The organism is Corallococcus carmarthensis, from assembly GCF_003611695.1.
Lineage (GTDB): Bacteria > Myxococcota > Myxococcia > Myxococcales > Myxococcaceae > Corallococcus > Corallococcus carmarthensis.
In genome coordinates this window covers 1-13,196 of record NZ_RAWE01000095.1, presented here as the reverse complement: position 1 = coordinate 13,196, position 13,196 = coordinate 1, and the positions used below count along the sequence as shown (strand labels likewise).

Here is a 13,196-nt window from a genome sequence, read left to right as displayed (position 1 = left end):
GAAGGGGGACGGCTCAGTGCGGCGTCCCAGGATGCCCGGAGTCGGCAGGGGGTGCACGCCGCGCTTCATTCCCCGGCGGCGCGAGTGGACCCGCCAACAGTGCCTCGTCCGCGTTCCCCAGTCCGGAAGGCAGGGCCCTCGCGAGGCGCCGCTCGTGCTTCCACGCCTTGCGCCGCTCGCGCTGCACCTCCGTGAGCAGCACCTGCGACGCCGCCGCCGCCGGCACCGCGAGGATGACGCCCAGCAGCCCCGCGACGGTGCCGCCCACCAGCGCCACCAGTGAGATGAGCAGCGGGTTCATCTTGATGGCGCGCCGCTGCACCAGGGGGCTCAGCAGATGGGATTCGATCTGCTGGTAGACCATGAACACCGCCAGCGCGATGAGCGCACGCCGCGAGCCCACCGACGCCAGCGTCGTGACGGTCACCAGCAGCGCGGTGATGACGCTGCCGATGTACGGGATGAGCCCCAGCACCATCGCCACCAGGCCGAGCGGCAGGAAGTACGGCACGCCCAGCGCCAGGGACATGCCGGCCGTGAAGGCGCCGCCCACGCTGACGATGAGCAGCGTGCCGACAAGGTAGTTGCCCACCGCCTCGCGCATCCGGCCCACCACACGGCGCACGCGGGGGCGGCTGCGCGGACGCACCCAGCCCAGGATGCTGGCGTAGAGGTCGTGCCCGAACAGCAGGCCGAACACGGCCAGCGCCAGCACGGTGATGCCCGCGCCCATCAACTCCAGCGTGGACGACAGCACGGTGATGAGCGGCCTGGCGAGCACGCCGGGCTCCATGCCGAGCACATCCTGCGGGTGCGACAGCACGCCGAAGTGTTCATCCAGCTTCCGCACCCACGGCGCCTGCGTCAGCTCCGTGAGGAAGCCCGGCGCCGCGTGCACCAGGTTCTGGAGCTGCTCCACCAGCAGCGGCACCAGCGTGAGGATGAGCAGACTGGTGATGCCCAGCAGGGTCAGCGCGATGAGCGCCACGCCCAGCCCCCGGCGCAGGCCCCACGACTGCAAGCGCCGCACGACGGGCTCCGCCGCGAGCCCCAACAGCAGCGCCACGGCCAGCAGCGTGAGCACGGGCCCCAGCCGTTGCATGGCCGTTCCCAGCAGCACGAGCAGCACCACCTGGGCCCCGACCGACCACACCGTCCGGGGCGGTACGTAGACGGGAAGCCCCTTGCGCGAAGCCTTCATGCTCCCAAGGTAGGGAGTACCCCCCAGGCAAGCGATGCTCCCCCGGAGGCGAACGCCGGGATGTCAGGTGCGGGACATGGCTCGTGAGGAAGGCAGGCAGCCAGGCGGCCGGTGGCTACCAGGAGTCGCTGCCGCCACCGCCGCCAGAATCCCCCCCGCCACCGCCCCAGTCCGAGGACGAACTGGACGAGTCACTGCTGTAGGAACTGGACGAGTCACTGCTGTAGGACGACGAGGAGTCGTAACTGGACGAAGAGCCGTAGCTCGACGACGAGCTGACGCTCCAGTCCGACGAAGCGCTTCCGCCCGAGCCGGAGGCGGCCCAGGACCCGCGGGGCTGCTTGTTCCACGCGCTCCGGAAGATGACGAAGCCCAGGAGCATGAGCGGCAGGAGGACCGGAAACGAGAAGAGGGACCCGAACACCACCCAGAGGATGAGGTCCCCCAGTCCGAGGATGGGGTCGTGAGAGACGAGCTGGCTGTACGCGAGGACCATCATGGGCGTGAGGAGCAGCAGCAGCCCCCACATCGCGCGCTCTTGCCGCTGGAACAGGCGCCATCCCCAGAAGAACAACCCCATCAACGCGCCATACGCGACGAGGATGAACACCGGGGACCTGGGCCCGGACCACCCGATGGAGACGAGCGCGGCCAACGGCAGCGCCACCAGCAGCGCCGCCATCGTGAGCCCTCTCGGGTCCCGCGGGTACGAAGCCTGGACCTGGAGCAGCAGCCGCGCCATCACGCACGCCGTCACGAACAGCGCCACAAGGAACCAGGCCGTCTGGGACGGCGTCCAGGGCGGTGTCGTGGCGCTGGGGCCCGCCGGGAATGCCCCGGCGGAGACCTGCGCATCCACTCCCGCGATGATGGCGAGCAGCGCCGGCTCGAACCGGCCCTCGCGCAGCAGTGGGCCCTGCGCATGCAGCAGCGCCGTCGCCTCGCCATCCGGCAGCGACGACTCCAGCCCGTAGCCCACCTCCAGCCGCGAGCGCCGGTCCCCGCGTGCGATGACGAGCAGCAAGCCGTTGTCCCGGCCCGCCTCGCCGCCCTTCCAGTCCCGGAAGACGGCCTGCGCGTAGTCCTCGATGGGCTGGCCGTCCGTGGTGTCCACGAGCAGCACCGCCATCTGCACCTGCTTCGCGGCGCGCAGGTCCACCAGGGCCCGGGAGACGGACTCCATCTCCTGCGAGGTCAACATGCCTTGCGGATCCGTCACCGGCCGCGTGATGGAAGGAACGGCGGCAAGAACCAGCGCGGGCAACAGCAACGTCAACAGGACGGTCTTCACCATGAGGAGACCTCCGAGGACAGCGGAAGAGCCGGCGGCAGGCCGCTCAGGCGCACCACCCAGCTCGTGGGAAAGGACGCCGCGGAGGCGTTGTACGCCGCGGCCCGTTCGTCGTAGCGGCGCTGCTCCACCGCCACGCGGTTGTCCGCGCCCGCCACCTCCGCGTCGCGGTTCAGGCCGGGCGTGAGCTGATCCAACCGCGCGCGCAGGGACTCGCGGCGCTCCAGCACGTTGCGCACCTGGGCCCGCTTCTGGGCCACCTCCGCCAGCGTGGTGGTGAGGCCGTTGCGCACGACGAGCCCCGACACGGCCAGCACGCCCGCGAGGACCGCGCCCACCCACGCCCCCTGCCGCAACCTCGCGCGGCGCAGGCGCGACAGCCGCTCACGGGCCTGGGCCTCGCGGGCCTGTTCGTCGCGGCGGCGGGCCAGCGCCTCCAGCGCCTGGTCCACGTAGCGCGCGGGGATGTCCAGCTCCTCGCCGATGCGCCGCAGGTCGTCCGGGGTGAGCGTGTCCGGCGCGGCGTCCTTCTGCATCAGCCGCGTGGCGGTGGCGATGAGTTCGTTGACGTCGTCGTAGGCGACGGTGCCCGGGCCCTGCCGCGTGCGCGTCATTTCACCCATGAGCCGGTCCCCCTTCCACTTCGGCCCGGCCCCCGCCGGATCCGTTCCCGACGATATGTCATTCGTCCCGGGCCCGAAAATGGCCCCACGCGTGCGTGGCGCCCGTCCACCGCTCCGGGCAGACTGCCGCGCCCATGGACAAGCCCCAGACGATGCGGTCGTTCGTGAAGCTGCTGGTGACGGATGCCCCGGCCTCCGTGCGCTTCTATGAAGGTCTCGGCTTCGAACGCATCGCGTCGGAACCTCCCATCCTCCGCCTCCAGTGGGGCGGCGAGTCGGACGTGTACCTCGTGAACTCTCCTCCAAGCCTGAAGCTGGAGGGACGAAAGGGCATGGGTGTGCTCGTGGGCTTCCGCGCGGGTTCGGACGGCGTGGACGCGGTGGCCGCGAAGGCAGCGGCCCTGGGCGCGCACGTGGAAGGGCCCACCGTCCAGCCCTGGTACACCCGGGAGGTCGTCGTCACGGACCCGGACGGCTACCGGCTCAACTTCATCGAGCCCGCCTGACGCCCGGCTCCCGCTTTCGCTCCGCGCCCGGCCTGCTTAAGGGGCGTGGAACGAACGATGGAATCAACGCCGCTGCGCGGACCCGGGGATGCCGCCCCGCCACTTGATTGCCCCAGCGGCTTGCGCCAGCCTGTCGCGGCCTCCGTGAGCCCGCCCCGCTACTTCGTTCCCCACGCCGCCAGCCCGGTCGAATCCGTGCCGTGCGATGCCTCGGAGGTCGTCCACGTCGTGGACGCGTTCCGCCTGGAGCCCGCGTACCTGGGCGAGTCCGAGTGGTTCGTCTGCACCGACGTCGTGGGCCAGCTCCAGCTCATCCCCGGCAGCGAACGCGCGCGCCTGCCCGCGTCCGTGCAGGCGCAGCTCGCGCACCACGAGGTCGCCGCCGGCCGTCCTCCGCGCCGGCTGGCCGCGACGGAGCTGTTCTTCTTCTCCCCGGAGCTGGTGGAGCACCCCGCCGACGCGGACGGCTTCAACGACCCCGTCTACCTCTACGGCACGCTCACGGGCCCGTGGCCGGGCAACGCCGTCACGCGCGTGAACGGGCAGCTCACGGTGACCCGGGGCGACATCCTCGCGGGCTTCGCGCACGGCGCGCAGGACGCCTTCCACTACGTGAAGGACGCGGAGAGCCGCGACGTGCCCCGCGCCTACCATGCGCTCTTGCCGGGCGACCGCGCGGATCAGCTCGCCCAGGGACGCGGACTCGTCCTCACCTATCCGGCGGTGCCCGCGGAGTTGCAGGCCCACCACGCCGCCAACGGCGCGCAGGTCGCGAGCGTGCTGTACGCGGTGCTCGCCCAGTTGCAGGAGGACGCCCGCACGCACCAGGGTCCGCAGGCGCTCATCGCGCTGGAGCTGCCCGTCGCGAGCCGCGCGATGGCCATCGCGGACCTGGAGCTGCGCGGCTACGAAGTGAAGGGCGACATCGCCACGCCGCGTCCCACGAAGGGCGGACTGGTGGGGAAGCTCGCCGGGTGGCTCCAGGACGAAGCGGTGCGCGTGCCTCGCGAGGCGCCGCCGCAGGAGTTCCTGGAGCTCGCGCGCCGCGTCCTGCCGCTCTTGCCGGGCTGGCCCACGGAGACGGAGCGCACGCTGCGAGCCCACGTGCTCGCGGGCACGCTGTCCCCGGGCACACCCGTGACGCGGACGACGGTGCCCCGCGCGCCCACGCCGCCCGCCGCCATCCCGCCGCGCCTGCCCACGCCGCCCGTTCGCTCCAGCGATTGGATGCAGGACTTCATCGGCGCGCACGGCAAGCCGGGCGGCGCGAAGCCGCGCCTCACGAACCTGCAGCCGAAGCCCGCGCCCCGTCCGGCGGCCCCCGCGCCCCAGGCAGCCAAAGCGGCATCCGATGCTTCATGGCAGGCGGACTTCGGCCCGGCTCCGGCCGCGCCTGCCCGTCCGGCCCCCAAGCAGCAGGAGAAGGCGCCCGCCCCGCCCGGCAAGAAGCCGGACTGGATGAGCGACTTCGACGACTGACCCCGTCCGTTTGCGGTGCTCGCACACCGGGCGATAGCGTTTTCACCCTCCAGAAAGGCAGACCATGGGACACGAGAAGCCGATCGAACCGTTTTCGGACCTGCACCGCGAAGGGGACCGCGTGCGCGCGGTGCTGCTGCACGACCCCACCGTGGAAGGCCTCGACATGGCCATCTACATGGACGCGTCCGGCAGCATGCGGGAGGAGTACGCGTACAAGACGGAGCAGCGCACCTTCCTGGAGTGGCTGCGCGGCGCGCCGATGAAGGAAGCCGCCAACCAGGTGGAGCCGCAGGTGCGGTGGATGCTGGAGTACCTGGCCACCAAGGACCGCAACGGACTGTTGCGCGTGGCCTACTGGGCCTGTGGCACCAACGGCCGCCAGGTGGAGCCCGTGGGTGAGCTCAAGGGCACCGACGTGAAGCAGTACAAGTTCCCCGGCGCCAAGCAGCTGGGCGGCTTCACGTACCTGGAGCCCGCGCTGCGCGACTACGTGAAGTACCTGGAGGAGCAGGTGAAGGTGGGCGCCAAGCGCGGCTGCGCCATCATCGTCACCGACGGCCGCCTCCACGACGCGGAAGCGGTGGAGAAGTTCTCCGCGGAGGTGGCGAAGAAGATCGCCGCCGGCCGCCTGCCCCGCATCAACTTCGTGCTGGTGGGCGTGGGCGACGACATCGACGAGGAGCAGCTGGAGCACATCGCCCATGAGGAATATCCGGGCGTGGGCCACCTGTGGTGCCACCGCATCGCGAAGGAGATCACCCAGGTCGCGGAGCTGGTCGCCGTGCTGGTGGACGAGACCATGACGGTCGCCGCCGGCGGCACCATCTACGACGACAAGGGCACGGTGCTGAAGACGTACGAGGGCCGCCTGCCCGCGGTGCTGGAGTTCGACGTGCCGGAAGAGGCCAAGAGCTTCACGCTGGAGGTGAACGGCCAGCGCTACACCCAGCCGCTCCCCGATGAAGAGCACCACGACGAGGGCGAAGACGAGGACCACCACTGATGGCCGGCCACGAAGTCATCAACCGCCCCTTCTCCGACGTCCACCGGATGGGCAACAAGGTCGTCGCGACGCTGTTGCACGACCCCACCGTGGAGGGCCTGGACGTGGCCCTCTACATGGACGGCTCCGCGAGCATGGAGAACGCGTACGGGCCGCGCGGCATCCTGGCGAAGCTCGCCCCGGTGAAGAACCAGGTCGAGCCGCAGATGCAGTGGATGCTGGAGTACCTGGCCAACAAGGACCGGGACGGCAAGGTGCGCGTCACCTACTGGGCCTCCGGCGACGGCACCCAGCTGGAAGTGGTGGGCGACCTCACGGGCCCGGAGGCCAAGGGCTACCGCTTCCCCGGGCCGCGCTCCTACGGCAAGGCCACGGTGATGCTGCCGGTGCTCCGCGACTTCGTGGCGCACATCAAGCAGCAGGTGGGCGAAGGCGCCAAGCGGGGCCTGGCGGTCATCATCACGGACTCGCAGATCAACGACGCCCATGACGTGACGGCCTACGCCACCCAGGTGGCCAAGGAGATCGCCTCCGGCCGCCTGCCGCGCATCAACTTCGTCTTCATGGGCGTGGGCGAGCACGTGGACGAGGAGCAGATGGAGGAGATCTCCCATACGACCTATCCGGGCGTGGGACACCTCTGGTGCCACCGCCACGCGGACCGCATGGAGGAGATGGCGGAGCTGGTCGCCGTGCTCGTGGACGAGACGATGACGGTCGCCGCGGGCGGCACCGTCTACGACGAGCAGGGCAAGGTGCTGAAGACGTACGAGGGCCGCCTGCCCGCGGTGCTGGAGTTCGAGATTCCTCCGGCGTGCAAGCGCTTCACGCTGGAGGTCGCCGGCCAGCGCTTCGACCAGCCCGTCCCCGAGGAGCACGAGGACGAGGACCACCACGACGAGGACGAGGACGAGAAGCCCCAGGCGGAGCCGCCTCCGGCCGCCGCCTCCTCGCACTCACGCCGCGGACACCGCCACTAGGGCGTCAGGAAGAACAGCCATGTCGGAGCAGAAGAAGAGCGGGGCGCGGTTCGGCACGTTGAACATCAAGGGCCTCAAGGAAGCGCCAGCGGCTGGCAACGCCGTGCAGCGCCACGTCCACGGCCCGGGATGCAACCACGACCACGGGCATGACCATCACGGCCATGACCACCACGGTCACGACCACGACGACGTGGACGGCTTCACCCACGTGCACACCGCCGCCTGCGCCCATGGCCACGACCACCACGGGCATGACCACCACGGACATGCCCACTCCCAGCGCGTCATCCGTCCGCCGGCTCACCGTCCGGCGGAAGGGGGTGGCACCGCGCTCCAGCTGGACCTGGAGGGCACGCTGCCGGGAGAGACCGACGACCAGGGCCGCTTCGCGCGGCTGGAGGCGGCCCTGGAGTCGCAGCACGGCATCACCGACGTGCACCTGCGCCGTGACGCGGGCCACGCGGAGGTGTGCATCCACTACCAGCCGTCGCTGGTGAGCGCCTCGAAGCTGGTGGCGCTCGCGCAGAAGACGGGGGCCCAGGTGGCGGCGCGCTACCTGCACCACACCTGGTTCGTGCGCGGGATGGACTCCGCGGATGCGGCACAGGTCATCGAGCACGCGGTCTCCCGGATGAAGGGTGTGCTCACCGCCAGCGTCGCGTACGCGAGCGAGCGCCTGGTCATCGAATACGACAAGGAGGAGCTGAAGCTTCCGGACGTGGAGGCCCGGGTGAAGGCGCTCGGGTACGGGCTGGAAGTGCCCATGGCGGGCCACGCCTGTTCGCACCACGCGCACGGCGGAGGCCTGGCGCCGCTCTTGGAGCTGCCGCTGGTGGTCGCGTCCGGCGTGCTGCTGGCGGCGGGCTTCGTGGTGGAGCACTTCGCGTTGGCGCCGCCGCTGGTGGCCACGGTGCTCTGGGCGCTGTCCATGGCGAGCGGTGGCTTCTTCGCCATCCGGGGCTCGGTGCAGTCCATCGCGCAGCTGCGCATCGACATCGAGACGATGATGGTCGTGGCGGCGCTGGGCGCGGCGCTGCTCGGCGCGTGGTTCGAGGGCGCGTTCCTGCTCTTCCTCTTCAGCGCGGGCCATGCGCTGGAGCACCGGGCCATGGAAAAGGCGCGCCGCTCCATCGAAGCGCTGGGCCAGCTGCGCCCGGAGGTGGCGCGCGTGCGCCGGGGCTCGGAGGTGGTGGAGGTGCCGGTGGCGGACGTGGCGCGCGGCGAGCGCATCATCGTGCGTCCGGGTGACCGCGTCCCGCTGGACGGTATCATCCGCGAGGGCAAGAGCTCCCTGGACCAGGCGGCCATCACCGGCGAGTCCATGCCGGTGGCGCGCAAGCCGGGCGACGAGGTGTTCTCCGGCACCATCAACTGCGAGGCGGCGCTGGAGGTGGAGGTGACGCGCCTGTCGTCGGAGTCCGTGCTGGCGCGCGTGGTGGACATGGTGGCGCAGGCGGAGGCGCAGAAGGGCAAGCGGCAGCGCTTCGCCCAGCGCCTGGAGCGCACCGTGGCGCCGCTCGTGATGGCGGCGGCGGTGCTGTTCCCGGTGGTGCTGGTGCTGACGGGCACGCCGCTGAAGGAAGCGGTGCTGCGCGCGGTGGGGCTGCTGGTGGCCGCGTCGCCGTGCGCGCTCGCCATCTCCACGCCGTCCGCCGTGCTCTCCGCGGTGGCGTCGGCCGCGCGCGGGGGCGTGCTCATCAAGGGTGGCATCTACCTGGAGCTCTTGAGCGGCATCCGCGCCATCGCCTTCGACAAGACGGGCACGCTCACCGTGGGCCGCCCCCGGCTGCTCACGACGTGGGCCGCGCCGGGCGTGACGCGCGACGAACTGCTGGGCACCGCGGCGGGCGTGGAGGCGCTGTCCGCGCACCCGCTGGCCAAGGCGGTGGTGGACGGCGCCGCAGAGGCGCGCGTCACCGTGCCCGCGGGCCGCGACCTGGAGGCCATCCACGGCCAGGGCATCCGCGCGAAGGTGGGCGACGACGCGGTGGAGGTGGGCAGCGTGGCCCTCTTCGCGGGCGAGGTCCTTCCTCCAGAGGTCACCGCCGAGGTGACGCGGTTGGAGGAGGCGGGCCAGACGACGATGGTGGTGCGCCGCGCGGGCCGCTACCTGGGCGTGCTGGGCGTGGCGGACACGCTGCGCGGCGGCGCCCGGCAAGTGGTGCAGGCGCTGAAGGCGGGCGGCATCGAGCGCACGGTGATGCTGTCCGGCGACAACGCGCTCGTGGCCCGCTCCATCGCGCAGCAGGTGGGCCTGGACGAGGCGAAGGCGCCGCTGATGCCCGCGGACAAGGTGACGGCGGTGAAGGACCTGGGCCGCACGCACCCGGTGGCCATGGTGGGCGACGGCGTCAACGACGCGCCCGCGCTGGCCGCCGCCGCGGTGGGCGTGGCCATGGGCGGCGCCGGCAGCGACGCGGCGCTGGAAACGGCGGACGTGGTGCTGATGAGCGACGACCTGGCGAAGCTGCCGTTCGCGCTGGAGCTGTCCAAGCGCGCCACCGCCGTGATGAAGCAGAACCTGGTCATCGCGCTGGGCGTGAGCGCGGTGCTCGTGGTCGCCGCCGTGCTGAACCTGACGAAGATCAGCCAGGCGGTGGTGCTCCACGAAGGCAGCACGCTGCTCGTGGTCTTCAACGGCCTGCGCCTGCTCGCCTTCCGGCCGAAGACGCCCGCCACGCCGCCGCAGCCCGCCACGGGACCGCAGCCCGCCGCCGGTTAGCCCGTACGCGTCATGCTTGGGACGACAACTTCCCCCACGCTCGGAGGGGGAAGCGCACGCACGACGTGTTGCCTTGCGGCCTGCATGACTTGAAGTGGATGCATGCAGCGCGTCGTGAGCGTGGTGTGACAGGCGACGCGAGATGAACGTGGCATGGTGGGAAGCGCCATGCCTGTCAGCGTCTTCGACCTCTTCAAGATTGGAATTGGACCCTCCAGCTCGCACACGGTGGGGCCCATGCGCGCGGCCCGCATGTTCGTGGTGGGGCTGTCGGACGCGGGGCTCCTGGAGCGCGTGACGCGGCTCAAGGTGGAGCTGTTCGGTTCGCTGGGCGCGACGGGCAAGGGGCACGGCAGCGACAAGGCCGTGCTGCTGGGCCTGCGCGGCGACACGCCGGAGGACGTGGACGTGGAGCAGGTGCCGTCCGTCGTCGCGCACTGGCGCGCGGAGGGACGCGTGTCGCTGCTCCAGCGGCTGGTGCTCCCCTTCCGCGACGGCGAGCACCTGGTGATGCACAAGCGCAAGGTGCTGCCCTACCACCCCAACGGCATGCGCTTCAGCGCGTTCGGCGAGGGCGGAGAGTCGCTCGCCTGCCGCATCTACTATTCGGTGGGCGGCGGGTTCGTGGTGGACGAGCAGGCGGCGACGGGCGCGGATCCGCTGCGCGCGGAGAACGCCACGGTGCCGCTGCCGTTCAAGTCCGCGGCGGAGCTGCTCGTGCACTGTGAGCGGGAGCGGCTGCCCATCAGCTCGGTGATGATGCGCAACGAATTGACGTCGCGGAGCGAGGAGGAGATCCGCGCAGGGCTGCTGCGCATCTGGGCGGTGATGCAGGCGTGCGTGACGCGCGGGTACACCACGGGCGGCATCCTGCCCGGCGGATTGAAGGTGGAGCGGCGCGCGGCGGCGATGTACCAGCGGCTCATCAGCCGTCCGGAGGCGGGGCTCACCAACCCGCTGACGGTGCTGGACTGGGTGAACCTGTACGCGCTCGCCGTGAACGAGGAGAACGCGGCGGGCGGCCGCGTCGTCACCGCGCCCACCAACGGCGCGGCGGGCATCATCCCGGCGGTGCTGCACTACTACTGGCGCTTCGTGCCGGGGGCGAACGCGGACGGCGTGGTGCGCTTCCTCCTCACGGCGGGGGCCATTGGTTCGCTCTACAAGGAGAACGCGTCCATCAGCGGCGCGGAGGTGGGCTGCCAGGGTGAGGTGGGCAGCGCGTGCTCGATGGCTGCGGGGGCGCTGGCGGAGGTGCTGGGCGGCACGCCGTTGCAGGTGGAGAACGCGGCGGAGATCGCCATGGAGCACAACCTGGGGCTCACCTGCGACCCGATTGGCGGCCTGGTGCAGGTGCCCTGCATCGAGCGCAACGCGATGGCGTCCGTGAAGGCCATCAACGCCGTGCGCATGGCGCTGTCCGGCGACGGGCGGCACTTCGTGAGCCTGGACAAGGTCATCAAGACGATGCGCGACACCGGCCGCGACATGAAGGACAAGTACAAGGAGACCGCGCGCGGTGGCCTCGCGGTCAACGTCCTGGAGGTCGCGAACCTCAGCGTGGGCCTGCCGGAGTGCTAAGGGCTCCGGCGGCTTGAAGTGCTCCCGCCCGCGATTGACGCGCACGGCGGGAACCGGCTTCAGCGATTCACCCCAGGTGCAGGCCGAGCCTGGAGAAGTCAGGCCCTACCGCCTGCGATTGACGCCGCGGGCGGCGGACACCGGCACGGCATCCCCGGCGCGGACGGGCCTCGACCCTATCGCCTGCGCTTACCGCCGCGCCCGGCGGACACCGGCACGGCCTTCACCGTGGGCGCTGGCCGGGCGGAGAGCCAGGACTCCACGTCCTTCGCCTGCGCCGTGCGGCCCGCGGACGTGAAGCGCGTGAGCGCCTGTGACGCCGCGTCGCGCGCATCCTCCTTCTCGCCCTCCGTCCACAGCGCCTGCGCCAGCGCGAAGCCGGACTCGCCCAGCGAGTCCTCCTGCGCGTCCTTGAACGACAGCGCCTGCTTCAGCGGTGCAATCGCATCGCGCGTGCGGCCCAGGCCCAGCAGCGCCTGCCCCACACCGTCCAGCGAGTAGTAGACCAGCTCGTCGTCCGGCCCCAGCTTCGCCTGCTTCACGGCCAGCGCCTCTTCGTAGTCCTTCAGCGCGTCCGGATAGCGCTTGAGCGCGAGCAGGCTCATGCCCTCCTCGTCCAGCGCCTCCGCCAGCTTCACGCTCTGCGCTCCAAGCAGCGTGCGGTGCAGCGACACCGACACCCGCGCGTGCTCCAGCGCTCCGGTGAAGTCCCGCTGCTCGCGCAGCGCCATGGACAGCGCCTGGTGCCTTCGCGCCGTGTCCAGGTGCACGGGCCCCACCGCCTTCTCCGTCTGGGCGAGCGCGTCCTTCAGCACCGTCACCGCCTGCGCGCTCTTGCCCGTCTCCAGCAACGTGCGCCCCAGCGTGAACGCCACCCGCGCCCGCTTGGGGTGCCCCTCCGGCAACGCCCTCGCCAGGAGCCCCGACGCCTGCTCCAACAGCTTCAGCGCCTCGTCCGGATGCTCCTGCATCAGCGCGAGGTTGGCCTCGTTCACCTTCAGGTCGCTCTCCAGCACCGCGTCGCCGCCCACGCGCTTCAGCGTCGCCTCGCCCAGCCGGCCCCAGCGCTGCGCGAGCACGAACTGCTCCTGCTCGCCGTCCACGAAGAGCAGCTTGTTCATCACCGATACCGCCAGCCGGTCCGCCCGGCCCGCCTCCGCGTCGTAGACGGCCTGCTCCAGCACCGCGCCGCCCGCCGCCTTGTCGCCCAGCACCGCCTGCGCCCAGCCCAGGTGGAAGCGCAACTCCGCCATCAACGGCAGGTAGCCCGTGGCCAGCACGCGCGCCTCCGCCGCCTTCGCCAGCTCCAGCGCCTTGGGCATCCGGCTCAGGTCCACGCGCGCCTTCACCTCCGCCAGCTGCCCCTCCAGCGCCTCCAGCTCCGCGCGCTTCGCCGGGTCCGCCGGCCGGGGCTGCAACTCGGTCAGCGACTCCACGTCCGCGCAGTCTCCCGGCGCGGGCAGCGCGTAGGCCGCGTCCAGCGACTTGTCCACCAGCGCCACGTCCGCCGTCTGCAACGTGGCCACCAATGCGCCCAGGTCCTTGCGCCGCCGCTCCAGGCACACGACGCGCTGGGACAACAGCGCCTCCGTCTGCACCTCGCGCACGCGCGTGTCCTCGCACGCCACCGTGTGCTGCTTCGCCCACTCCGCGCCGTAGCCGTCCAGCACGTCGGCCACCCGGCGCGCCATGTCCTGCGCCACCGGGCTCTTCGTCGCGAGGAACGCCTGCGTCACCTTCTCGCGCGCGTCCGGCCCCCAGCGCTCCGCCACCAGGTCCGCCGCCCCTTCGCACGCGTGGGAGC

General features: G+C 71.4%; 10 protein-coding genes. 6 read left to right on the top strand and 4 right to left on the bottom strand.

Going from position 1 to position 13,196, the window contains the following annotated elements; genetic code table 11:
- Positions 1–13: 13 nt before the first annotated feature.
- The 3 genes from D7X32_RS23845 to D7X32_RS23835 all read right to left on the bottom strand — a co-directional run bounded on the left by D7X32_RS23845 (position 14) and on the right by D7X32_RS23835 (position 3,115).
- On the bottom strand, positions 14–1,201 hold the full coding sequence (locus D7X32_RS23845) for an AI-2E family transporter (RefSeq protein ID WP_120604876.1): 1,188 nt from the start codon (positions 1,199–1,201) through the stop codon (positions 14–16).
- Between the two features lie 115 nt (positions 1,202–1,316).
- Positions 1,317–2,495, bottom strand: a complete 1,179-nt coding sequence (locus tag D7X32_RS23840) for a TPM domain-containing protein (protein WP_120604875.1) — start codon at positions 2,493–2,495, stop codon at positions 1,317–1,319.
- On the bottom strand, positions 2,489–3,115 hold the full coding sequence (locus tag D7X32_RS23835) for a hypothetical protein (protein ID WP_120604874.1): 627 nt from the start codon (positions 3,113–3,115) through the stop codon (positions 2,489–2,491). Before D7X32_RS23835 ends, D7X32_RS23840 begins: the two co-directional genes overlap by 7 nt.
- Before the next feature lie 134 nt (positions 3,116–3,249).
- Here D7X32_RS23835 and D7X32_RS23830 point away from each other — a divergent pair, with 134 nt between their 5' ends.
- From D7X32_RS23830 to D7X32_RS23805, 6 genes are all read left to right on the top strand, one after another.
- Positions 3,250–3,621: a VOC family protein gene (locus D7X32_RS23830; RefSeq protein ID WP_120604873.1), complete on the top strand. Its 372-nt coding sequence runs from the start codon at positions 3,250–3,252 to the stop codon at positions 3,619–3,621.
- A gap of 120 nt (positions 3,622–3,741) precedes the next feature.
- Positions 3,742–5,100 carry a hypothetical protein gene (locus tag D7X32_RS23825; RefSeq protein ID WP_244239149.1) on the top strand — a complete coding sequence of 453 codons (1,359 nt, stop codon included), beginning with the start codon at positions 3,742–3,744 and terminating at the stop codon, positions 5,098–5,100.
- Positions 5,101–5,164: 64 nt separating this feature from the next.
- On the top strand, positions 5,165–6,106 hold the full coding sequence (locus tag D7X32_RS23820; RefSeq protein WP_120604871.1) for a vWA domain-containing protein: 942 nt from the start codon (positions 5,165–5,167) through the stop codon (positions 6,104–6,106).
- Entirely contained in the window at positions 6,106–7,086 is a 981-nt protein-coding gene (locus D7X32_RS23815) for a vWA domain-containing protein (protein WP_120604870.1), read from the top strand. Before D7X32_RS23820 ends, D7X32_RS23815 begins: the two co-directional genes overlap by 1 nt.
- Positions 7,087–7,105: 19 nt before the next feature.
- Positions 7,106–9,811: a heavy metal translocating P-type ATPase gene (locus D7X32_RS23810; RefSeq protein WP_120604869.1), complete on the top strand. Its 2,706-nt coding sequence runs from the start codon at positions 7,106–7,108 to the stop codon at positions 9,809–9,811.
- A 168-nt stretch (positions 9,812–9,979) separates the two neighbouring features.
- Entirely contained in the window at positions 9,980–11,392 is a 1,413-nt protein-coding gene (locus D7X32_RS23805; RefSeq protein ID WP_120604891.1) for an L-serine ammonia-lyase, read from the top strand.
- Between the two features lie 176 nt (positions 11,393–11,568).
- Here the strand turns inward: D7X32_RS23805 and D7X32_RS23800 are convergent.
- Positions 11,569–13,196 (bottom strand): tetratricopeptide repeat protein (locus tag D7X32_RS23800; RefSeq protein WP_147450238.1); only part of this gene is annotated, 1,628 nt, incomplete at its 5' end.

Coding starts and splice junctions, on each gene's coding strand:
- D7X32_RS23840 (WP_120604875.1), bottom strand. CDS start 2,495: ATGGTGAAGACCGTCCTGTTGACGTTGCTGTTGCCCGCGCTGGTTCTT.
- D7X32_RS23830 (WP_120604873.1), top strand. CDS start 3,250: ATGGACAAGCCCCAGACGATGCGGTCGTTCGTGAAGCTGCTGGTGACG.
- D7X32_RS23805 (WP_120604891.1), top strand. CDS start 9,980: ATGCCTGTCAGCGTCTTCGACCTCTTCAAGATTGGAATTGGACCCTCC.
- D7X32_RS23845 (WP_120604876.1), bottom strand. CDS start 1,201: ATGAAGGCTTCGCGCAAGGGGCTTCCCGTCTACGTACCGCCCCGGACG.
- D7X32_RS23820 (WP_120604871.1), top strand. CDS start 5,165: ATGGGACACGAGAAGCCGATCGAACCGTTTTCGGACCTGCACCGCGAA.
- D7X32_RS23835 (WP_120604874.1), bottom strand. CDS start 3,115: ATGGGTGAAATGACGCGCACGCGGCAGGGCCCGGGCACCGTCGCCTAC.
- D7X32_RS23810 (WP_120604869.1), top strand. CDS start 7,106: ATGTCGGAGCAGAAGAAGAGCGGGGCGCGGTTCGGCACGTTGAACATC.
- D7X32_RS23815 (WP_120604870.1), top strand. CDS start 6,106: ATGGCCGGCCACGAAGTCATCAACCGCCCCTTCTCCGACGTCCACCGG.